This is a genomic window from Streptomyces sp. NPDC051172 (assembly GCF_040682555.1).
Classification (GTDB): Bacteria; Actinomycetota; Actinomycetes; order Streptomycetales; family Streptomycetaceae; genus Streptomyces.
This window is the reverse complement of record NZ_JBFBBE010000068.1, coordinates 24,918-45,597: the sequence shown is the minus strand read 5'-3', so window position 1 is coordinate 45,597 and position 20,680 is coordinate 24,918. Positions and strand designations below refer to the sequence as shown.

Sequence of the window (20,680 nt, the reverse complement as noted above, 5' to 3'; positions counted from 1 at the left end):
ATGACCGTCTCCCACCCGTATCTGCGCTACGTCGCGATCGGCGACAGCCTGACCGAGGGCATCGGCGATCCGGGTCCGGCGGGCGGGCACCGCGGCTGGGCCGACCGGTTCGCCGAGATCCTCGCGCAGGGGCAACCGGGTCTCACGTACGCCAATCTCGCCGTCCGCGGCAAGACCAGCACCCAGATCAGGGCGGATCAGCTCGGTCCGGCGCTCGCGCTGCAGCCGGATCTGGTGACGGTGACGGCGGGCATGAACGATGTCGTACGGCCGCGCTACGACCCGGAGGCGGTCGCCGCGAACATCGAGGAGACGTTCGCCCGGCTGACCGCGTCCGGCGCGCGCGTCGCCACCATGACCTTTCCGGACCTGGGCAAGGTGTCACCGGTCGCGCGCCGGGTCCGGCCTCGCATCCTCGGCCTCAATGCGCGGCTGCGGGTCCTCGCGGCACGGCACGGGGTCGCCGTCCTGGACGTCTTTCCGCATGCGTTCACGGCCGACCCGCGGCTGTGGAGCGACGACCGGTTGCATGCGAGTGCGATCGGGCACGCCCGGATCGCCGCCGGCATGGCCCACACGTTCGGCCTGCCGGGCCACGACGACTGGGCCGACCCGCTGCCTCCGGTCTCCCCGGTCCCGGTGCTGCGTGCCGTGGGGGCCGATGTGCGCTGGGCCGTGGACCATGTCGGGCCCTGGCTGTGGCGGCGGCTGCGCGGCCATGTGCCGGGGGACGGCTTCACGGCGAAGAGACCCGAGCCGACCCCGGTGACGCCGCAGCAAGTCGCCTGACCTGCTTTTGCGCCACCGGGTGTTCGCTGTGCTGCGCCTGAACAGGCTGCGCTGCCAGTCCGGCGGGCTGCCTGTCGACCCCGAGACGGCGGCCCGCAGCTGGGATCTTGTCGCGCTCAACGAGGACCACCGGGAGCTCTTGCGCGCGTACCGAGGAGGCGCTGGTGGAGCGCATGCGGCTGACGTACGGCTACCGCAAGTTCCCCTTCCGCGACCCGGATCTGCCGACCGAGCTCCTCCCGGCGGGCCGGATGGGCCACGAGGCCCACGAAATCCTGGGCCCGTCGGCCGAGTCGTACTACGACGAGGTGGCCGACCGTAGGGCATCAGTCGGAGCGGGTCTCCAGTCGGCAGCAGCAGGAGGCCTCGATCGGTACGTCCGCCGTGGCCGTTGCGATCTTCAGCTGCTGGGCCACGATCTGCGCCTCGCCGTCCTTGCCGAGCCGCACGAGGCACTCGTGGAAGCCGTGCAGCGCCCAGACGTTGGCGGGGTGCTGCTGTGCGCGCGGCAGGGTGTCGTCGAGGCCCAGGTCGGCCCGGTAGACGGCCTCGGCCTCCGCGACCAGGCCCTGCTCCAGGAGCAGTGCCCCGTAGGCGTGCCGGGTGGGCTGCATCCAGCCCCAGGGTTCGTCGTAGGGAAGGCCGTCGTCCAGCTCGATCGACCGGCGCAGGGCCGCGAACGCGGCGTCGTGGTTGCCCTTGCGGTAGTCCAGCTCTCCGTCCAGCATCGCCGCGGCGATGGCGAGGATGTCCGTGCAGGTGTTGTTGAACAGCATGCGGGTCTCGGGGACCCGGGCGACCGCGTCGTGGAAGAGCCGCCGCTCGGCCTCGGCCTCCTCGATCCGGCCCGTGGCGGAGAACGCGACACCGCGCGCGTAGTGCAGCATCGCCGTGCTCACGCAGTACAGGCGCATGTCGGCGGGCATCGGAAGGGCGAGGATGTCGCCCCAGCGACCGAAGCGGATGAGCACGTGCACCCGCATCGCGAGGAAGCTCTCCACCCAGTCCGCCATGGGCGGGCTCTGTACCCGCAGCAGCTCCTCGGGCACGGCCGCCTCGAGCCGGTGCACCGTGTCGATCGCGTCCCGGTAGCGGCCGAGGAACATCGCGCCGTAGATCTTGAAGTGGAGGTTGTGGCACCGGTACAGCGTGTAGAAGTTCATGGCCCCCGCCTGGGCGTGGAACTTCTCGTCGGCTTCGATCGCCGTGGTGTTGTCGGAGACGACCCGGCGGTAGTCGCCGCAGAGCACTTCCAGATGCGACGGCATGTGCTGCAGATGTCCGGCGTCGGGCATCAGACCACGCAGCCGGTCACCGGCCGGCAGGGCGGCCTCGGGGGTCGGGGACATCTCCATGAGGTGGATGTACAGGTGCAGCAGGCCCGGGTGGTGCGCGCCCGCCTCCGTGGCGAGCGCCTGCTCCAGCACCGCCCTGGCCTCGGTGGTGCGCGCGCCCGGGGCCGGTGCGCCGGTGCGGATGTCCCACAGCTGCCAGGGCGTGAGGTTCATCAGTGCGTCGGCGTACAGGGTGGCCACGTCGAGGTCGTCGGGAGCCAGCCGGCGGACGGCCCGCATGCTGTCGGCGTAGGCGGTGTTCCATACGGAACACTCCTCGACGGCCGGTGCCCTCTCCTGCGGACAGCGGGCGCGCAGGGCCTCGACGAGGGCCTGCTCGACGGGGGTGGCGCCGGCGGCCTTGGCGTGTGCGCGCTGTACCGCGGCATGGGTGCGCTGCACCGTCCGGGCCAGGTCCTTTTCGTCGAAGAACTCCCAGGGCTTGTTGTAGTTGGGGCCCAGCGCATAGGCCACGCCCCAGTCGGCCATGGCGCAGTCGGGATCCGCCGCGGCGGCGGCCTCGAAACAGCGCACGGCCTCTTCGTGGTTGAAGGCGAAGGTCCAGTTCAGTCCACGGTCGAACCAGACCTGCGCTTCGGGCGACGAGGTCGTCACGGGCCGGCCGTGGCTGCCGAGGTCGTAGTAGTTCACAGATGACGAATTACCGCACACCGGCCATACCACACAAGACCCCCACCCCCACGCCTGGCAGGTGCAACGCAAAGGAATCGCATGGTCTAGACCAAGAAGCCGTTTGGTCTAGTCCAAAGCGTGGACGCGGTCACGGTCCGGCAGGAAGCTGGGGCACTCCCCCACCCCATCGGAGGCACACCATGAGACGTCTTCGTGCATGCCTGGGCGCAGCCGCCGCCGTCGGACTCGCCGCCGCAGGAACCACAGCCCTGGTAGCGGGCAACGCCTCGGGCGCGACCGCCGCGCTCAGCAACCGCTGGTACGCGGCGGCCCCGTACCTCATGCCACTGGACAACGACCCGCCGGACCCGGCCGCCATCATGGACGCCACCGGTCTCAAGGCCTTCCAGCTCGCCTTCGTCCTCGCTCCCAACGGCGGTGGCTGCTCGCCCACTTGGGGCGGCACCGCCCCCGTCTCCTCGGACACGGCCGTCCAGTCCGTCATCAACACGATCCGCGGCAAGGGCGGCGACGTGTCCGTCTCCATCGGCGGGTACGGCGGCACGAAGCTCGGCCAGGTGTGCTCGGACGCGGCGGCGACGGCGGCCGCGTACCAGCAGGTCATCACCAAGTACGGCCTCCACGCGATCGACTTCGACCTGGAGGAGCCGGAGTACGAGAACACCGCCGCGATCAAGAACGAGATCGGCGCCGCGAAGATCCTCCAGCAGAACAACCCCGGCCTGTACGTCTCGGTCACCACAGCCGGTACGGCCGACGGCACCGGCTGGTTCGGCAAGCAGATGCTGCTGGAGGCGAAGTCGCAGGGCTTCACGCCGAACAACTTCTCCATCATGCCCTTCGACGGCGGCTTCAACGGCGCGGCCTCGCAGACCAGCGCGCTCACCAACTTCAACGCGATCCTCCAGTCGACGTTCGGCTGGGACCAGGCGACGGCCTATGCGCACGAGGGCTTCTCCGGGATGAACGGGCGAAGCGACACCGGTGAGATCTTCACCCAGGCCGACTTCCAGACCGTGCTGGACTACGCCACCAGCCACAACATGGACCGCTTCACCTTCTGGTCTCTCAACCGCGACCGGCAGTGCACGCCGCCCGACAACGGCGGGCGCACCTCCGGCACTTGTTCCAGCGTGGCGCAGAACTCCTGGGACTTTGCGAAGTACTCGGTGAGGTTCGCGGGCGCGACCCCGCCGGACTCGACTCCCACTCCCACTCCGACGCCCACGCCGACACCCACCGCGTGCAGGACCGCCTGGAGTTCGAGCGCCGTCTACACCGCCGGCGACGAGGTCTCGTACAACAAGCACAACTGGAAGGCCAAGTGGTGGACCCAGAACGAGACTCCGGCCGCCACCGACTGGGGGCCCTGGCAGGACGAGGGGACCTGCTGAGCATCGTCCCCGACTGACCGGCTCATCGGCGGACGGCGCCTACAGGTCGACGGCGCCGTCCGCCGCGCAAGCCCTCGCGGCCAACCCCTCGGTGTCCGGATCCGGCCGCAGCATCCGGGCGACGATCTCGGCCGTGGCCCGGTGCCAGTCGCCGCTGCGGCGGAGCATCGCGTGGTCGCCGCCCCGGACCAGTACCAGTCCGGCCCGGGCGCCGGCCTCCCTCGCCCGGCGCACGTAGTCCGCCGACTCGGCGGGCGGCGTCACGCGGTCGCGGTCACCGTGCAGGACCAGCAGGCGCACGCCGCCGAGGTGGCGGACGGAGTCCACGGGCGGACACCACGGCGCCAGCGCCAGCACGCCGCCCACCAGCGGGTGCGACGCGGCCCGCAAGGCTGCCCTGGCCCCCATCGAATGCCCCACGAGGACGGTGGGCACCGTTCCCGCCAGCCGCTGGAGTTCGTCCAGCGCCCGCAGTGCGTCGTGGGCGGGATCGGCGTCGTTCCAGCCCTGGTGCCGGTAGCGGACCTGCCCGAGCAGGACGTCCGGGGGCGAGGCCGCTCCGGCCGCCCGCAGGACCGGCAGCATACGGAGCGCGGCCGGCTGCCAGGGGTGCGCCGTCCGGCGGCTCAGCTCGTGGCCGCCGTGCAGTGTCACGATCGCCGCAGCCACACCTTCGGGCGGCGCGTGCCGCACGATCAGCGCGGACTCGTCGCGCTGCGCTGCCCCTCGGTTGCCCACCAGTACCGCACCTCTCCACTCCGGACACCTCATCCTCCCCCGAAGCTCCGGGGCGGCGCCGCACAGGGGGCGCACACAGTAGATCAGTGAGCCCTGTACACGCCTCCACGCAGGTGGGGAAAATGCGCCGGGTCCGCGCTGAAGTGGCCGAGAACGCCGTGGACCTCCGCTCCAAGTCGTCGAGAAAGCAGGTCGGCTCCCGTGCTGCTACGTCTGCCCGAGTCCGTGTCCGAAGCGCAGGAGTGCCTCGCCGAGGGAGCCGTTCCCGTCGGCGGGGCGACACTGATCTGGGCCGGCTGGCAACGCGACGGGTTTCCCGAGCAGGCCATGTCGCTGCGCAGGCTGCCGGAGGCCAATGTGATCGGGGGCGGGGGGCTGGGCGGCGCCGTCGTGCTGAACAGCGTCGACGAGCGCGTGCCCGAGGTGCTGCGCCGTGCGGCCGCCGCGGTGGGGACGGGAGCCGTGCGCCGGACGGCCACCGTCGGCGGCAACCTCGTCGGGAGCACGCTGCGCTGTCTGCTGCCGCCCGCGCTGGTGCTGAAGTCCTGGGCCACGGTGCTCGACCAGGACCGGGTCTACGAGACCGACCTCGCCGAAGTCCTCGCCAAGCACCACCTCCTGCTCAGCCTGCACTGGCGTGAACCGCTCGCCAGCAGCTACCGCAAACTGCCCGGCGAGGCGGGTGGGCAGCCGCCGTTCGTGGTCGCCGCCGCGGTGCACACGCAGGACGACGGACCCGACCGCCTGCACCTCGCCGTCCGCGACGGCTACGACGTGCTCACGGAGGACGTCCCCTGCCACGCCGGGGCGGAAGAGACGATCCGCGCTCTGGGGGACACACCCGTCGGCACGCTCCACGCGGCCGCCTGGCAAACCGTGCGTGAACACGTCACCGACCTGCTGGCTCGCCCTGCCGGCCGCTGACGTCAGGCCGCCACTGGTATGGACTCATGGGCACTTCGGGTGTCACTGCCCCCCCCCGGAGACTCACCTCACCGCAGGCGACACCCTGCCGGGGTCTCACTCCGCCGTCTTGCGGGCCAGCGCGTTGTTGTCTATCGAGTTGTGCACGCTGAAGCTCACGGCGTCCGAGCGGTAGCGGTCGTCCGACCACTCCACCGGGCGGCCCTCGCGGGTGGTCGTGACACGGCGGACGCGCAGCAGGGGGCTGGTGCGGCGGATGCCGAGGAGTTCGGCGTCCTGCGCGCTTGCCGCGACCGCGTCGATGACGTGCTCGCCGTAGGCGAAGACCAGGCCCGTGCTGTCGTACAGGAGTTGGGTGACGGACGGGGCGTACGGGTCGATCGCCTCGACGGCGGGTGAGATCCAGTCGGCGTACACGGTGCGCTCGACGAGGACCGGTTCGCCGTCCAGGCCGCGAACCCGCAGCACGTGCAACACCCGTGCGCCCTCACGGAGTTGGAGACGGGCCGCGTCCTGGGCGGTGGCGGGCAGGTACTCCTGGGCCACGACCTGGCCGGTGGCCTCGCGGCCCATCGCGCGGGCCCACTGGGCGAAGCTGCGCAGTTCGGCGAAGCTCTGGCTGCGGCGGCTGGCCAGGACCACCCGGCGGGCACCCTGACGGGAGCCGATCAGTCCCTCGGCGGTCAGCGCGGCCACGGCCTGGCGGACGGTGCCGCGCGAGACGCCGTAGTGGGCGGCGAGTTCCGTCTCGGCGGGCAGCCTGCTGCCGACCGTGTACTCCTCACGGTCGATCGCCCGCCGCAGCTCGTCGGCGATCTCCTCGTGTCGTGTCGCCACCGTATCCCTCCGAGTCAGCTGCTGTGCACAGCGTGACCAGCCTAATCGAGACGGGCCGGTGATCGCGCTTGCCCCGAACTGTGCAGGGAATGGGAGGTCACAATTTCGCCACTGTTTACGAACTGGTCACCACAGGCGGCCTTACTGAGGCCAACTTGTTCAGACAAGTTCTCAGCCTTGTGCGTCCTCCCCTGCGCCCCCTTCTGGAGTCACCGTGTCCCAGCCGAGAACAGCCGCCCTGGCCGGCTCCCTCGCCGTCGTAGCCGCACTCGCCCTGAGCGCCTGCGGCGCCGCTCCCGACAACGCGTCGACCACCGCCGACGGCAAGAACGCGGCCACCGCCACCTCGGCCGCCGACTTCGGCGGCCTCGACGCCCTGGTGAAGGCCGCAAAGAAGGAGGGCACGCTGCACGCGATCGCGCTGCCCCGCGACTGGGCCAACTACGGCGCCCTGATCGACGGCTTCAAGAAGAAGTACGGGATCAAGGTCGAGGTGGAGAACCCGGACGGCACCAGCCAGGACGAGATCAACGCCGTGACCTCCCGCAAGGGTCAGGACCGCGCCCCGGACGTCCTAGACCTCGGCAGCTCCTTCGCGCTGAGCGCCGCCCAGCAGGGCCTGCTCGCGCCGTACAAGGTGGCCTCGTACGGCGACCTCCCCGCCGGACAGAAGGACCCGCAGGCCCGCTGGTACAACGACTACGGCGGCTACATCTCCATCGGCTGCGACGCCAAGCGCGTCAAGACCTGCCCGACCACCTTCAAGGACCTGCTGAAGCCGCAGTACAAGGGGCAGGTCGCGCTCAACGGAAACCCCACCAAGTCGGGTTCGGCCTTCGGCGGCGTGTACGCGGCGGCGCTCGCGAACGGCGGCTCGTTCGACAACATCCAGCCCGGCCTGGACTTCTTCGCCAAGCTGAAGAAGAACGGCAACTACACGCCCGTCGAGTCGACTCCGGCCACCGTCGAGAAGGGCGAGACGCCGATCAGCATCGACTGGGACTACCTCAACGCCGGTTACGCCGACGAGTTCAAGTCCAAGGGCGTCGACTGGAAGGTGGCTGTCCCGTCCGACGGCCAGTTCTCGCAGTACTACTCGCAGGCCATCAACAAGGACTCCCCGCACCCCGCGGCCGCCCGCCTGTGGCAGGAGTACCTGTACAGCACCGAGGGCCAGAACCTGTGGCTCAAGGGCTATGCCCGTCCGGCGCTGATGACGACCATGGAGAAGGCCGGCACGCTCGACAAGACCGCCGCGGCCAAGCTGCCCGATGTCTCCGGTACGCCCTCCTTCCCGTCCGAGGCCCAGCAGAGCAAGGCCAAGACGGTCATCGCGCAGGGCTGGGCGAAGGCCGTCTCCGGATGACGGCCACCCTCACGGGCGTGGACGTGGCGCCGCCGCTCGCTTCGGTGAAGCGGCGGCGCCGGGTCCCCGGCTGGCTCGCCGTCGTCCCGCTCCTCGTGTTCGTCGCGGTCGCCTTCGGGGTGCCCGCGATCGCCATGCTGAACGGCGCCTTCAGCGTCAAGGACCAGGCCACCGGGGCCAGTTCGTACAGCACGGAGAACCTCACGGCCTCGCTGCAGGGCGCCTATCTGACCGCCCTGCTCGGCAGCGTCAAACTGTCCGCGGTCTCGGCCGGCATCGGAACGGTCCTCGGGCTGCCGCTCGCGCAGGTCGTGGTGACCTCCCGCTTCCGCGCGCTGCGCGAGGCCGTGCTCACCGCGTCCGGGGTGCTCGCCAACTTCGGTGGTGTCCCGCTGGCCTTCGCGTTCGTCGCCACCCTGGGCAACGCCGGTGTGCTGACCAAGCACCTGCACCTCACGGATCAGGGTTGGGACCTCTACAGCTTCTGGGGCCTGGTCATCGTCTACCTGTACTTCCTGATCCCGCTCATGGTCCTCACCATCACCCCCGCCCTGGAGGGCCTGCGCTCCCAGTGGCGCGAGGCCGCCCAGAACAACGGCGCCACCGCCCTGCAGTACTGGCGGCACGTCGCCCTGCCCGTGCTGCTGCCGTCGCTGCTCGGCGGGTTCGTGCTCCTCTTCGGCAGCGCGTTCGCCGCGTACGCCACCGCCGCGGCCATGGTGGGCAGTTCGGTCCCGCTCGTCACCCTGCAGATCGCCGACGCCATCTCCGGCAACGTGCTGGTCGGCCAGGAGAACGTGGCCCTCGCCCTCAGCCTCGACATGGTCCTGGTCGCAGGGCTCGTCATGGCCGTGTACCTGCCCCTGCAACGACGGAGCGCGCGATGGCTCGACGCCTGAACCCGTGGCGGTGGGTCGTCCTCGGCCTCGCCGCCCTGTACTTCCTCGTCCCGCTCGCCGCCTCCGTGGTCTTCACGGTCGACGTGCCGGGACAGGGCGTCACCTTCGACGCCTACAGCCAGATCGTCTCCACCGACGGCTTCACCTCCAGCCTGCTGCTCTCGCTGGAACTGGCGGCAGCCACGATCGCGATCGTGCTGCTGCTCATGGTGCCCGCCATGGTCGCGCTGCGGCTGGGCGCAGCCCGCCTCAGGCCGGTCGTGGAAGTGGTGTGCTCACTGCCGCTGGTCGTGCCGCCGATCGCGTTCGTCGCCGGGATCGCCACGGTGCTGAAGTGGGGCCCGGACTATCTGTCGCGCACCCCGCTGTTCGAGACGTTCGTGGCCATCCAGAACCAGAACTTCCCGTTCGTGCTCGTCCTCGCCTACGTTGTGATGGCGTTGCCGTTCGTGTACCGGGCGCTGGACTCCGGGCTGCGCGCCATCGACGTACGCACTCTCGTCGAAGCAGCCCGCAGCTGCGGGGCCGCCTGGCCGCAGGCGCTGGTGCGGGCCGTGCTGCCCAATCTGCGCGGGGCACTCCTGAACGCCTCGTTCCTCACGCTCGCGCTGGTGCTCGGCGAGTTCACCGTGGCCCAGCTGCTGGGCTTCCAGCCGTTCGCCGTGTGGATCTACAGCGTCGGCGGCTCGCAGGCCCAGCTGTCCGTCGCGGTGTCCGTGCTCAGCCTGCTCGTCACATGGGCCCTGCTCCTCACGCTCGCCGGCCTCGGCGGGCGGACCCGTACCGCTTCGTCCCGGGGATGAACCATGACCGCCACCACCCTTGAGAAGACAGCCGTCGACAAGGCCGCCGCGGTCGAGTTCCGCGGTCTGCGCCGCGAGTTCGGGGCGACCGTCGCCCTGGACGGGCTCGACCTGACCGTGCAGCCGGGAGAGTTCCTGGCGCTGCTGGGCCCTTCGGGCTGCGGCAAGACCACCGCGCTGCGCATGCTCGCCGGGTTCGAACACCCCGACTCCGGTGAGGTACTGATCGACGGCGAGGACGTCACCCGGGTGCCGGCCCACCGCCGGGACGCCGGGATGGTCTTCCAGTCCTACAGCCTCTTCCCGCATCTGAGCGCCCTCGACAACGTCGCCTTCGGGCTGCGCATGCGCAAGGTGCGTACGGCCGAACGCCGTTCCCGGGCGGCCGAGTTGCTGGAGCTGGTCGGCCTCGCCGACAAGGCAGACCGGTTTCCGCACCAGCTCTCCGGCGGCCAGCAGCAGCGCATCGCACTCGCCCGCGCGCTCGCGCTGCGGCCGCGTGTGCTGCTGCTGGACGAGCCGCTGTCCGCGCTGGACGCCAAGGTGCGCCTCACGCTGCGCGAGGAGATCCGGCGGCTGCAGCAGGAGCTCGGCATCACCACCCTGTTCGTGACGCACGATCAGGAAGAAGCCCTGTCCGTGGCCGACCGGGTCGCCGTGATGCGGGCCGGGCGGCTCGAACAGTGCGCGCAACCGGCCGAGTTGTACGGGCGTCCGGCCACCGCCTTCGTCGCCGAGTTCGTCGGCACGATGAGCCGCATCCCCGGGCACCTGTCCGGGACGACCGTGGACGTCCTGGGCCTGCGGCTGCCCGCCGAGGGGACCCTCCCCGCGGCGGCGGAGGTGGACGTGCTGGTGCGGCCCGAGGCTGTGCATGTCACCGCGGACGCCACCGGCGACGCCCGGGTGATCGCCACCGCGTTCCTCGGCGCCGCCACCCGCCTCACCGTACGCCTGGCCGACGGCACCGAGGTCAAGGCCGACCTGCCCACCCACGAGGCCGCCGCGCTGGGAGCCGGAGCGACCGTACGGGTCTCGCTGCCGAAGCGCCCGGTGCTGGTCGCCGAGCGGGCGGCGTGAGACGCCGGACACTCGCCCGCAGGACCTCCAGGACATCCCCCCACACGAAAGAAGAGACCGTGACCCAACCCCCGCTCCAGGCCGTCCTGTTCGACATGGACGGCACGCTCGTCGACACCGAGCGGCTGTGGTGGGAGGCGGTGCAGTACGTGGCCACGGGCCTCGGCCGGCCGCTCACCGAAGCCGACCAGCCGGAGGTGCTCGGCAGGCCGGTCGAGCACACCGCCGCCTGGCTGGGCGGGCTCACCGGCACACCGGATCTCGCCGACCGGCTGCACTGCGAGTTCGGCGACCGCGTGCGCACCGGTATCGTGCCGCGTCCCGGCGCGCTCGGCCTCCTCGACGCCCTGGCCCGCGAGGGCGTGCCCACCGCCCTGGTCACGGCCTCGTCCCGCTCGGTGGCCGACAGTGTCCTGGCCGTGCTGGGTGCCGACCGCTTCCATGTCTCCGTCACCGCGGACGACACCGAGCACACCAAGCCCGCCCCCGACCCGTACCTCGCGGCCAGCCGTGCCCTGGGCGTCGACCCGGCGCGCTGTGTGGCCGTCGAGGACACCCCGACGGGGGTCAGCTCCGCGGAGGCCGCCGGGTGCACGGTGCTGGCGGTGCCGTCGCTGGCGCCGATCGAGGCGGCTCCCGGACGGACGGTCGTGGCCAGCCTGGCGGAGGTGACCCCGGACCGGCTGCGGGCCCTGGTGGTTCCCCGGCTGCGGGTGCTGAGCTGGAACCTCTGGCTCGGCGGTGCACAGGTCGACGACCACCGCGCCAAACAGCTCAAGGTCATCCTGGAAACCGAGGCCGATGTCGTGGGCCTTCAGGAGACGGCCGGTACGGCGGCCCGGGAACTCGCCGACGCGCTGGGCTGGCACCACCACCAGGCCGGCGAGAACCTCGGCATCATCAGCCGCCATCCCATCACGGCCCGCCTCGGCGACCCCGACGTCGGCTTCTACGGAGCGGCCGGCGCCCGCATCCGCATCGGCCGCGCCCACGAGGTGGACGTGTGGACGGCGCATCTGCACTACACGCCGTACGGCCCGTACGAGGCGGCCTTCGACGGACTGGGACCGGCCGAGCTGATCGCCCATGAAGAGGTACGGCTGGCCCAGATGCGGGAGGCCCTGCGCCGGATCGCGGAGTCGGCGGACGAGACGACTCCCGTGATCCTGACCGGTGATTTCAACAGCCCCTCCCATCTGGACTGGCCCGACGTGACCTGGCCGGTGACGAGGGCCGCCGAGGAGGCCGGGCTGCGCGACTCCTACCGCGAGGCCCATCCCGATCCGGTCCGCGCACCGGGCCACACCTGGTCGCCGGTCCACACCCGCAACGAGGACGACGTCACCCGCCCGGAACCGCAGGACCGCATCGACTACGTCCTCCACAACGGCCAGGGCCTCGAAGTCGTCGACTCCCGCACCGTCGTCACCGGCGTCCCGCGCGCGTGGCCGGACGTCGCGGGCAACGACTGGCCCTCGGACCATGCGGCGGTCCTCACCACGTTCGCCCTCAACCAACGGGAGTGACGTATCGAGAGCCCTGTCGTTGCTCCGTCCGAGTGGTGTATTCCTGCCCGCAGTCGTAGCGTCGGAACGAGTCCTGGCGTCACAGCGTCATAGCGTCGGTAGGAGACGGCAGCGGGGAGCGGACATGCGCAGGCACACACTGGGTACGGCAGTCACGCTCTGTTTCGCGGCCTCGCTCGCGGCAGCCGCGAGCGCACCCTCCGAAGCCCGTCCGGCGTCCCCGCCGGCCTCGCCGACCGCACGGCAGCAGGCCAGGGTGCCCGTGCTCGTCGACTGTCTCTTTCACCCGGAAGTGCGCCCCACCGACTTCATCCTTGCCTGCGGTGACGGCAACAGCCGCCTGGCCGCGCTGCATTGGTCCCGGTGGGGCACCCACTCGGCAAAGGCCGAGGGCGTCAACGTCGTCAACGACTGCAAGCCGTACTGCGCCGCGGGCAGGTTCCACTCGTACCCGGTCGTCGTCCGGCTCGACCGGGCGCAACCCTGGAAGAAGCGCCCGCACCTGCAGCACTACAGCCGGATGACCCTCGAATACCCCGCCGCCAGGCCGGACACGTTCGCGCCCACGGTGACGTATCCCCTGTGGAACTGAGGTCAGTGCCGGTCGTCCAGCTCCGCGGGCGGCCGGCTCTGCGGGCTCTCTCCCGCGGTGAGGTGTTCCAGGACCTCGACCAGTTCCTGGCAGGCCTGTTCCACCGACCGCCTGGTGTTGAGCTGCTCGGTGATCACGGCTGACAGGAGCAGGGCGGTCAGCGCCATCGCGCCGTTGAACGCCTGGAGTTTGATCATCACTTCGACGCCGGTCAGCCGGGCGAAGGGCCCGACCTGGTCCGTCGCGGCGATGGTGGCCATGACGGAGGCGAAGAGAGCGCACAGCATGCTGCCCGCGAGCTGGAAGCGCAGAGCCGCCCAGATCAGGAGCGGGTAGACCAGGAAGAGCAGGCTCACCGAGCTCTGGGTGGCGAAGGGGACGAGGGCGCAGGTGATCAGGGCCAGGAGCACCGCCTCCTTCCACCGCAGCGCGCAGCGGGGCCTGCTCGCGCCGTACAGCGCCAGCAGGACCGGAGTGACGATCAGGACGCCCATCGCATCGCCGGCCCACCATGCCGACCAGACCAGCCAGAAGCCGTCCGTGGCGAGTTTGCCGGTCAGGACGAGCAGGCCGGCGCCGGCGGTCGCGCTGATCAGCGTGGCGGTGAGTGCGGCCAGGAACACCAGCGCGAAACCGTCCCGCAACCGGGCGAGGTCGGTGCGGAAGCCGACCTTGCGCAGCAGGTAGTACGCGCAGACGGGAGCGGCGGTGTTTCCCACGAGGGTGCCGATCACGGCCGGTTGGACGGAGCTGATGGACATGACGACGAGGAGCGCGCCGAGCGCGATGCCGGGCCAGATGCGCAGGCCGAACAGCAGCAGACAGGCCACCGCGACGCCGGTGGGCGGCCAGATGGGTGTGACGACGGCGCCCTCGACGACGAGCTGCCGCAGAAGTCCCAGCCGCCCGGCGGCGAAGTAGCAGGCGGCGACGGCCGCCGTCTGGAGGGCGTGGACCGCCGGTCGGCGCAGATCCTGGATACGCACCACAGCTGACATCAGACACCGGCGCCGACCGCTCGGCGAGGCGGGCGGCGCCGGGTCCGGCCCTATGGCTGAATGCCGGGACCGTCGTGGGTGACGACCAGGACGGCCGCGTCGTCCTCGTGGCCGACCCGCTCGGCGATCTTCATCACGCCGGCGGCGAGGACGTCGGCCTCCATGCCGGCCACTGCGGCGCTGCCCGCGAGCTGCACCACCCGGGCGAGGCCCTCGTCGACACTCAGCGAAGGTCCTTCCACCACACCGTCCGTGAGCAGGACGAACACACCGCCGGTGGTGAGCCGGTGACGGGTCACCGGGTACTGGACGCCTGCCGCGATGCCCAGGGGTGGTCCGCCCTCGTCCTCGGCGATGCCGCACTGTCCGTCGGCCGTGGCCCAGATGTGCGGGATGTGACCGGCCCGTGCGCTCTCCAGGACACCGGTGGCAGGGTCGAGCCGTATGAAGGTGCAGGTGGCGAAGAGGTCGGTGCCCAGGGACAGGAGCAGGTCGTTGGTGCGGGTGAGGAGTTCGCCGGGTTCGCCGGTGACGGAGGCGAGTGCGCGCAGGCCGACCCGGACCTGACCCATGAAGGCGGCCGCCTCGGTGTTGTGGCCCTGGACGTCGCCGATGGACAGCCCGATGCGGCCGTCGGGCATCGTGAAGGCGTCGTACCAGTCGCCGCCCACGTTGAGGCCCTGGCAGGCCGGTGCGTAGCGGACGGCCAGGTGGTAGCGGCAGGCGGCGGGCAGGTCGCGGGGCAGCATGCCGCGCTGCAGGGCGAGGGCCAGCTCCACCCGGGAGCGCTGCAGCTCCGCGAGTTCGCGTGCCTGGGCGGTCAGCGACCCCAGTCGGGCAAGCAATTCGTCGCCGTCCTCTGACGGGCGCTCGAGGGACATTGATCACTCCGGCGGGACCGTGGGCCATGGCCCTATCGAGGCAAATCCCCAGATTATTCGTTTAACGGGATGTTCGCGACATGACGGTCGGCGAAGTCCGCCGTGCGACTCCGCCGACCCGCCCTGCCACCGTCCGGCACCCCGGGCGTGGCGTCCGGATCAGCCGCCGAGGGCCGCCATGACCACGTCCTTGGCCTCCTCCTGCACCTGGCGCAGATGGTCGGGGCCGCGGAACGACTCGGCGTAGATCTTGTACACGTCCTCGGTGCCCGAGGGGCGGGCCGCGAACCAGGCGTTCTCGGTGGACACCTTGATGCCGCCGATGGCGGCGCCGTTGCCCGGGGCCTCGGTGAGCACCCCGGTGACCGCCTCCCCGGCCAGGGTGTCCGCGGTGACCTGCGCGGGTGAGAGCTTGGCGAGCAGTGCCTTCTCCTCGCGGGTCGCGGGGGCGTCGATGCGTGCGTAGGCGGGCTCGCCGAAGCGGGCGGTGAGGGCATCGTAGTGCTCCGAGGGGGTCTTCCCGGTGACCGCGATGATCTCGGAGGCGAGCAGCGCAAGGATGATGCCGTCCTTGTCGGTGGTCCACACCGAGCCGTCCCGGCGCAGGAACGACGCCCCGGCCGACTCCTCCCCGCCGAAGCCGATCGAGCCGCCGACCAGCCCGTCCACGAACCACTTGAACCCGACCGGCACTTCGACCAGGCGGCGTCCCAGGTCGGCGGCGACCCGGTCGATCATGCCGGAGGACACCAGGGTCTTGCCGATGCCCGCGTCGGCGGGCCACTCCTTGCGGTGGGCGTACAGGTAGGAGATGGCCGTGGCCAGGTAGTGGTTGGGGTTCATCAGGCCGGCGTCGGGGGTGACGATGCCGTGCCGGTCGGCGTCGGCGTCGTTGCCCGTGGCGACCTGGAAGCGGTCGCGCTGTTCGATCAGCGAGGCCATCGCGTAGGGCGAGGAGCAGTCCATACGGATCTTGCCGTCCCAGTCCAGCGTCATGAAGCGCCAGGTGGGGTCCGCGAGGGGGTTGACCACCGTCAGGTCGAGGCGGTGCTGTTCGGCGATCCGGCCCCAGTAGGCGACCGAGGCTCCGCCGAGCGGGTCGGCGCCGATGCGGACGCCCGCGGCGCGGACGGCGTCCAGGTCGAGTACGTGCGGCAGGTCGGCGACGTAGGCGCCAAGGAAGTCGTGGCGGCGGGTGGTTTCGGCGGCGAGCGCCCGGGTGTACGGGATGCGCCGTACGTCCTTCAGCCCGGCCGCGATGATCTCGTTGGCCCGGTCCTGGATCCAGGAGGTCGCCTCGGAGCCCGCGGGCCCGCCGCTGGGCGGGTTGTACTTGAAGCCGCCGTCGCCGGGCGGGTTGTGCGAGGGGGTGACGACCACGCCGTCGGCGAGGCCGGAGGTGCGGCCGCGGTTGTGGGTGAGGATGGCGTGCGAGACCGCGGGGGTGGGCGTGTAGCCGTCCGCGCTGTCGATGAGCACGGTCACCTCGTTGGCCGCGAACACCTCGAGGGCGGTGACCCGTGCGGGCTCGGACAGGGCGTGGGTGTCGGCGCCGAGGAAGAGCGGGCCGTCGGTGCCCTGCTCGGCGCGGTACTCGCAGATCGCCTGGCTGGTCGCGGCGATGTGGTCCTCGTTGAACGCGGTCGTCAGGGACGATCCGCGGTGCCCTGACGTGCCGAACGCCACCCGCTGCCCCGGGTCGGCCGGGTCCGGGTGCAGCGCGTAGTACGCGGTGACCAGCCGGGCGACGTCGACGAGGTCCTCGGGGCGTGCCGGGCTGCCCGCTCGCTCGTGCTGCATGTGCCCGCTCCTCCACATCGGTTGACCAGAACGCTTGCCGCCCCATCTTCCCCCGTCACGGCGGCGGCCAGCGAGAGCGGGTCAGCAACAGCTCGTACCGGGTGCCGGTCGCCGCCTCCGCCATCAGGGCGACGGCGATGTTGCCGGAGGGTGACGCGGTGCCGGGCCTCGGGCAGTTGTGGCAGCCGTTCGCCGATGGTCTCGTTCAGGCGCAGGGTGTGCCGGTCGGCCAGGCTCAGGGCCACGGGTCCGCTGAAGGCCTTCGCGGCGACACCCGCCCGTACGACCCGGGTGTGCCCGTCTTTGCGCAGCACGGCGATGACGCCGGGCGGTCCGCCGGGGGCGCGGACGAACTGCTCGAGCTGGTTCTGCAAGGCGCCTCGCCCTCAGTCGGGACCGGAGCGGCAAGGGACGAACCGAAGCAGAGCGAAAGGGCATCAGGTCTCCCGGAGCGGGCCGTAGTTGCAGGCCAAGCCTGTCCCCCGTGCCCCGGGTGAGGCTCTTCCGGCTGCTGCATACGGCCCAACGGCTCATCCGTCGGCCGGCACCACCTTGAGCACCTTTCCCTGGGGCGCGAGGACATATCCGGTGGCGTACGTGTCGGCGAGGCAGATCTCGAAGGCCTCGGGGTCGCCGTTGAACTCGTTCGGCGGCTGCAGGAGCAGATAGGGGAGCGGGCGGCTTGTCCCAGCGGTAGTTCTTCACTGTCCGGGCCGGTTGACCGACACGTACTCGGGGTGGACGGCGAGACCGCCGAAGGTGTCCCTGCCGGTCTTGTCCTCGATGGCCTTGAGCGCCGTGCGGATGCCGTCGGGGGTGAGCATGCCGGAGCCGTGGACGCCGACGCCTTGTTGCCGTCGTCCGGCCACGCCACCCAGGTGATGCCGCCCACCAGCGCGGCACCGGCCGCGACGGACCCGAGCGCGCCCGGCGCATGCGGCCCTGGCTGTCCGGGCGGCGCACGACGGCGGCGGTGTGTTCGTCTCCGCCTCCTCCGCGGCCATCAGCAGGTGCTCGACCGTCTCCCCGTCCGGCCGCGCCCCGGGATCATGCACCAGTACCGCGGCGAGTACGGGAGCCGGCGCCCCGGTGGCCAGGGTCGTTCCGCGTCGCAGCGGATGGTGGCCCTCGACGGCCACGTACAGCATCCTCGCGAGCGACCACAGGTCCGCCGCGGGCCCGCCGTCGCCGCCCGTCACGCGCTCCGGGGCCATGTAGTCGGCGGTGCCGATGATCGATCCGGTGGCGGTCAGCGCGGTGGAGTCCCGGATCGCGGCGATCCCGAAGTCGGTGAGGACGGGCCTGCCGTCGGTGCGCAGCAGCATGTCGGCGGGCGTCAGGTCGCGGTGCTGGACGCCCGCGGTGTGCGCGGCGCGCAGGGCTTCGAGCACGCCGCGGCCCAGGCGGGCGGCTTCGGCGGGCGTCATGGTGCGCGGGCCGGCCGGCCGGCGAGGGAGCCGCCCTCGACCAGTTCCATGACGATCCACGGGTAGGCGCCCTCGCCGCCGTCCACGATGTGATGGATCGTCACGACGTCCGGATGCTGCACCCGGGCCAGGGCGCGGCCCTCGCGCAGGACCCGTTCGCGCAGCCTCCGTGCGGGGTCCGGGTCGTACTCGGCGAGGTCCGGGTCGGCGGGCCGGACCTCTTTGACGGCCACGCTGCGGTGCAGCAGGTCGCGGGCGCGCCACACCGTGCCCATGCCGCCGCCACCGAGCCGGGACTCCAGCTCGACGCGGCCGTCGACAACCCGTCTGTCGGTGTCCCCGTCGTTCGTTGCGAGGAGCGTAAGGTACGCGAAATCCGCTACAGCATCCCTGCGGGTTTGCGTCAGTCGGCGGTTCCGACCAGCGCACGGACCTCGAACTCGTCGTATGTGTCCGGGACTTCGGGTCGGCTCAGGACGGTGCCGAGCCAGCCGAGGAGGAAGCCGGCCGGGATGGAGACGATGCCGGGGTTCTGCAGCGGGAACCAGGCGAAGTCGGCGTCCGGGTAGAGCGAGGCCGGGGTGGAGGAGACGACGGGTGAGAACACGACGAGCAGTACCGAGCACAGCAGGCCGCCGCAGAGGCCGAGCAGCGCGCCCGTCGGGGTGAAGCGCCGCCAGAACAGGGTGTAGACGAGGGTGGGCAGCAGGGCGGAGGCGGCGATGGCGAAGGCGAGGAAGGCCAGGGTGGCGGTGTTTGCGCCCCAGGACACGAGGGCGAGGAGCATGGCGAGGACGCCGATGACGGCCGCGGCGAGCCGGGCGACCAGGAGTTCCTCGGTCTGTTTGGCCCGTCCCTTGCGGATGACCTCGCCGTAGAGGTCGTGGGCGGCGGAGGAGGCCGCGGCGAGGGTGAGTCCGGCGGCCACCGCAAGCAGCGTGACGAAGGCCAGGCAGGACAGGAGGGCCGTGAGGATGCCGCCGCCGAGTGCGTGCGCGAGCAGCAGCACGGCCGCGTCGCCCTTGTGGTCCATGCGTGCGATCGTGTCCCGGCCGACGACGGCGGTGGCTCCCAGGCCGAGGACGCCGGCGGCCAGGCAGACGAGGCCCACCAGGCCCATCGCCCAGACGACCGAGTTGCGCAGCACGTTGGTGGAGCGGGGGGCGAGCAGCCGCATCATGACGTGCGGGAGGGCTGCGAGGCCCAGCACGATGGCCAGTTGCAGGCTGAGGAAGTCGAGTTTGCTGGTGGTGCTCGCGCCGTAGCGAAGTCCGGGCTCCAGGAAGCGTGTTCCCATGCCGCTGTGGTCGGCGGCCGCCGTCAGCAGGGCGTCGATGTCCCAATCGTAGTGGTGCAGCACCATCACGGCGGTGACGGTGACGCCCGAGATGAGCATCACGGCCTTGACGATCTGGATGAAGGTGGCTCCGGGCATGCCGCCGAGTGCCGCGTACACGACGACGATCGTGCCGATGACGACCACGCACAGGGTGCGGGTGGCCGCGCCGGGTTCGCCGGTGAACTGGGTCAACAGGGCGACGCTGCCGACGAGTTGGGCGACAAGGTAGAGAGTGGTGACGGCCAGGGTGCACAGGGACAGGGCGAGCCGGACCGGGCGCTGGCGGGCCGGCATGCGCAGGGCGATGGTGTCGCCGAGGGTGAACCGGCCCGCGTTGCGCAGGGGTTCGGCGATCAGCAGCAGGACCATCATCCAGGCCACCGCGGTGCCGCCGAGGTAGAGGAGTCCGTCGTATCCGGTGAGGGCGACCAGGCCGGTGCTGCCCAGGAGGGTGGCGGCGGAGAGGTAGTCGCCGCACATCGCCAGCCCGTTGCGCAGCGGCGACATGGTGCGGTTGCCGAGGTAGAACTCACCGATCTCGTCGCGCTGCGGAGCGGTCAGCAGCGCGGTGAACAGGGTGACGACGACCACTGAGAGGAAGAGCAGGAACGTCAGTTGCAGGCTGAAGCGGTCCACGACGACGGCCGCGGTCGTCACCATGTGCGGTATCCCTCGGTGGGCCGGGGAGAGGGTGACGGGGCGGGACGGCTCGCCTGTTCGGACTGCCGACGGTGGGCCTGAGTGCGGAAGCCGCGGGCGATCGGGTCGACCTGTGTGCGCATGCGCACGATGTGACGTCGCGCGATCAGGGCCATCACCACGAACTGGCCCAGCCCGAGGGCCAGTCCGAGGGTGAGGTGACCGTGCAGTGAGGTGTTCATGAGGCCGGGGGTGAAGCTCGACAGCAGGACATACAGCAGGAAGCCGCCGACGGCGAGGGCCGTCATCCGCACTCCGGATCGCCGGTGCGCACGGCGCAGCAGCTGGAATTCAGGGCTTTGCGATATCTCGCGTCGTTTCGCCTGCTCGACACTCACGCGGGCACACCTTCTCCACTTCCTGGTGCCGCACGCGCGCCGGGAAAGAATGCCGGAGTAGATCACCGTGCGGACTTTGTGGGGGGTTCGTGAATCCGGAATCGTCGCTTTGCGGATTCCTTCGGGCTCGCCATTGGGTGGGGTCGGGACCGGAAGCCGGAGTATTGCAGCGCGCCCGTTGAACTATCAACCGCACGGCGGGGTGGATTTTCCGTGCTGACTCATTCATGCGCCTGGTCTTGTGTTCCTGCGCACCGCACAG

17 protein-coding genes and 3 pseudogenes are annotated in these 20,680 nt (G+C 71.0%); 10 read left to right on the top strand and 10 right to left on the bottom strand.

The genetic code is table 11. From position 1 onward, the window contains the following. Together AB0N07_RS32645 and AB0N07_RS32640 are read left to right on the top strand one after the other, a co-directional pair. On the top strand, window positions 1–789 hold the full coding sequence (locus tag AB0N07_RS32645) for an SGNH/GDSL hydrolase family protein (protein ID WP_365841248.1): 789 nt from the start codon (window positions 1–3) through the stop codon (window positions 787–789). Window positions 790–962: 173 nt separating this feature from the next. Beyond that, window positions 963–1,028, top strand: a pseudogene (locus AB0N07_RS32640) (PaaX family transcriptional regulator C-terminal domain-containing protein); the annotation flags it as partial. A gap of 87 nt (window positions 1,029–1,115) precedes the next feature. Here the strand turns inward: AB0N07_RS32640 and AB0N07_RS32635 are convergent. Next, a complete protein-coding gene (locus AB0N07_RS32635) occupies window positions 1,116–2,774 on the bottom strand; it encodes a hypothetical protein (RefSeq protein ID WP_365841246.1) in 1,659 nt (552 codons plus the stop codon). Between the two features lie 182 nt (window positions 2,775–2,956). Between AB0N07_RS32635 and AB0N07_RS32630 the strand changes: the two genes are divergently transcribed. Next, window positions 2,957–4,171 (top strand): chitinase, encoded by a 1,215-nt coding sequence (locus AB0N07_RS32630; RefSeq protein ID WP_365841244.1) that lies wholly within the window; start codon window positions 2,957–2,959, stop codon window positions 4,169–4,171. Window positions 4,172–4,210: 39 nt separating this feature from the next. Here AB0N07_RS32630 and AB0N07_RS32625 read toward each other — a convergent pair whose 3' ends face one another. Continuing rightward, a complete protein-coding gene (locus AB0N07_RS32625) occupies window positions 4,211–4,909 on the bottom strand; it encodes an alpha/beta family hydrolase (protein ID WP_365841242.1) in 699 nt (232 codons plus the stop codon). Window positions 4,910–5,110: 201 nt separating this feature from the next. On the opposite strand from AB0N07_RS32625, the gene AB0N07_RS32620 reads away from it, so the two are divergent. Next, entirely contained in the window at window positions 5,111–5,833 is a 723-nt protein-coding gene (locus AB0N07_RS32620) for an FAD binding domain-containing protein (protein ID WP_365841240.1), read from the top strand. Between the two features lie 96 nt (window positions 5,834–5,929). Here AB0N07_RS32620 and AB0N07_RS32615 read toward each other — a convergent pair whose 3' ends face one another. After that, a complete protein-coding gene (locus AB0N07_RS32615; protein WP_365841238.1) occupies window positions 5,930–6,670 on the bottom strand; it encodes a GntR family transcriptional regulator in 741 nt (246 codons plus the stop codon). A gap of 214 nt (window positions 6,671–6,884) precedes the next feature. On the opposite strand from AB0N07_RS32615, the gene AB0N07_RS32610 reads away from it, so the two are divergent. The 6 genes from AB0N07_RS32610 to AB0N07_RS32585 all read left to right on the top strand — a co-directional run bounded on the left by AB0N07_RS32610 (window position 6,885) and on the right by AB0N07_RS32585 (window position 12,936). Then, window positions 6,885–8,036 (top strand): extracellular solute-binding protein, encoded by a 1,152-nt coding sequence (locus AB0N07_RS32610; protein WP_365841236.1) that lies wholly within the window; start codon window positions 6,885–6,887, stop codon window positions 8,034–8,036. Beyond that, window positions 8,033–8,935 carry an ABC transporter permease subunit gene (locus tag AB0N07_RS32605; RefSeq protein ID WP_365841234.1) on the top strand — a complete coding sequence of 301 codons (903 nt, stop codon included), beginning with the start codon at window positions 8,033–8,035 and terminating at the stop codon, window positions 8,933–8,935. Before AB0N07_RS32610 ends, AB0N07_RS32605 begins: the two co-directional genes overlap by 4 nt. After that, window positions 8,920–9,738 (top strand): ABC transporter permease subunit, encoded by an 819-nt coding sequence (locus AB0N07_RS32600; protein ID WP_365841232.1) that lies wholly within the window; start codon window positions 8,920–8,922, stop codon window positions 9,736–9,738. The genes AB0N07_RS32605 and AB0N07_RS32600 overlap by 16 nt, the downstream gene beginning before the upstream one ends. Before the next feature lie 3 nt (window positions 9,739–9,741). After that, window positions 9,742–10,818, top strand: a complete 1,077-nt coding sequence (locus tag AB0N07_RS32595; RefSeq protein ID WP_365841230.1) for an ABC transporter ATP-binding protein — start codon at window positions 9,742–9,744, stop codon at window positions 10,816–10,818. Between the two features lie 59 nt (window positions 10,819–10,877). Then, window positions 10,878–12,344, top strand: a complete 1,467-nt coding sequence (locus AB0N07_RS32590) for an HAD-IA family hydrolase (protein WP_365841228.1) — start codon at window positions 10,878–10,880, stop codon at window positions 12,342–12,344. A 124-nt stretch (window positions 12,345–12,468) separates the two neighbouring features. Next, window positions 12,469–12,936, top strand: coding sequence for a hypothetical protein (locus AB0N07_RS32585; RefSeq protein ID WP_365841226.1), 468 nt, complete (start codon window positions 12,469–12,471; stop codon window positions 12,934–12,936). Between the two features lie 2 nt (window positions 12,937–12,938). On the opposite strand, the gene AB0N07_RS32580 is transcribed toward AB0N07_RS32585, so the two are convergent. The 7 genes and pseudogenes from AB0N07_RS32580 to AB0N07_RS32550 all read right to left on the bottom strand — a co-directional run bounded on the left by AB0N07_RS32580 (window position 12,939) and on the right by AB0N07_RS32550 (window position 20,418). Then, a complete protein-coding gene (locus AB0N07_RS32580; protein WP_365841223.1) occupies window positions 12,939–13,934 on the bottom strand; it encodes an MASE1 domain-containing protein in 996 nt (331 codons plus the stop codon). 50 nt (window positions 13,935–13,984) lie between these two features. Then, window positions 13,985–14,815 carry a PP2C family protein-serine/threonine phosphatase gene (locus tag AB0N07_RS32575; RefSeq protein WP_365841221.1) on the bottom strand — a complete coding sequence of 277 codons (831 nt, stop codon included), beginning with the start codon at window positions 14,813–14,815 and terminating at the stop codon, window positions 13,985–13,987. Between the two features lie 159 nt (window positions 14,816–14,974). Then, window positions 14,975–16,615, bottom strand: coding sequence for a phosphoglucomutase (alpha-D-glucose-1,6-bisphosphate-dependent) (pgm, locus tag AB0N07_RS32570; RefSeq protein WP_365841219.1), 1,641 nt, complete (start codon window positions 16,613–16,615; stop codon window positions 14,975–14,977). Window positions 16,616–16,755: 140 nt separating this feature from the next. Next, window positions 16,756–16,989 (bottom strand): annotated as a pseudogene (locus tag AB0N07_RS32565) (peptidase S12); the annotation flags it as partial. Window positions 16,990–17,613: 624 nt separating this feature from the next. Then, a pseudogene (locus AB0N07_RS32560) lies at window positions 17,614–18,317 on the bottom strand (serine/threonine-protein kinase); the annotation flags it as partial. A gap of 128 nt (window positions 18,318–18,445) precedes the next feature. Further along, window positions 18,446–20,041: a cation acetate symporter gene (locus AB0N07_RS32555; protein ID WP_365841217.1), complete on the bottom strand. Its 1,596-nt coding sequence runs from the start codon at window positions 20,039–20,041 to the stop codon at window positions 18,446–18,448. Then, a complete protein-coding gene (locus tag AB0N07_RS32550) occupies window positions 20,035–20,418 on the bottom strand; it encodes a DUF485 domain-containing protein (protein ID WP_365841215.1) in 384 nt (127 codons plus the stop codon). The genes AB0N07_RS32555 and AB0N07_RS32550 overlap by 7 nt, the downstream gene beginning before the upstream one ends. Between the last annotated feature and the right edge of the window lie 262 nt (window positions 20,419–20,680).

Coding starts and splice junctions, on each gene's coding strand:
- AB0N07_RS32555 (WP_365841217.1), bottom strand. CDS start 20,041: ATGGTGACGACCGCGGCCGTCGTCGTGGACCGCTTCAGCCTGCAACTG.
- AB0N07_RS32585 (WP_365841226.1), top strand. CDS start 12,469: ATGCGCAGGCACACACTGGGTACGGCAGTCACGCTCTGTTTCGCGGCC.
- AB0N07_RS32630 (WP_365841244.1), top strand. CDS start 2,957: ATGAGACGTCTTCGTGCATGCCTGGGCGCAGCCGCCGCCGTCGGACTC.
- AB0N07_RS32580 (WP_365841223.1), bottom strand. CDS start 13,934: ATGTCAGCTGTGGTGCGTATCCAGGATCTGCGCCGACCGGCGGTCCAC.
- AB0N07_RS32645 (WP_365841248.1), top strand. CDS start 1: ATGACCGTCTCCCACCCGTATCTGCGCTACGTCGCGATCGGCGACAGC.
- AB0N07_RS32595 (WP_365841230.1), top strand. CDS start 9,742: ATGACCGCCACCACCCTTGAGAAGACAGCCGTCGACAAGGCCGCCGCG.
- pgm (WP_365841219.1), bottom strand. CDS start 16,615: ATGCAGCACGAGCGAGCGGGCAGCCCGGCACGCCCCGAGGACCTCGTC.
- AB0N07_RS32600 (WP_365841232.1), top strand. CDS start 8,920: ATGGCTCGACGCCTGAACCCGTGGCGGTGGGTCGTCCTCGGCCTCGCC.
- AB0N07_RS32605 (WP_365841234.1), top strand. CDS start 8,033: ATGACGGCCACCCTCACGGGCGTGGACGTGGCGCCGCCGCTCGCTTCG.
- AB0N07_RS32575 (WP_365841221.1), bottom strand. CDS start 14,815: ATGTCCCTCGAGCGCCCGTCAGAGGACGGCGACGAATTGCTTGCCCGA.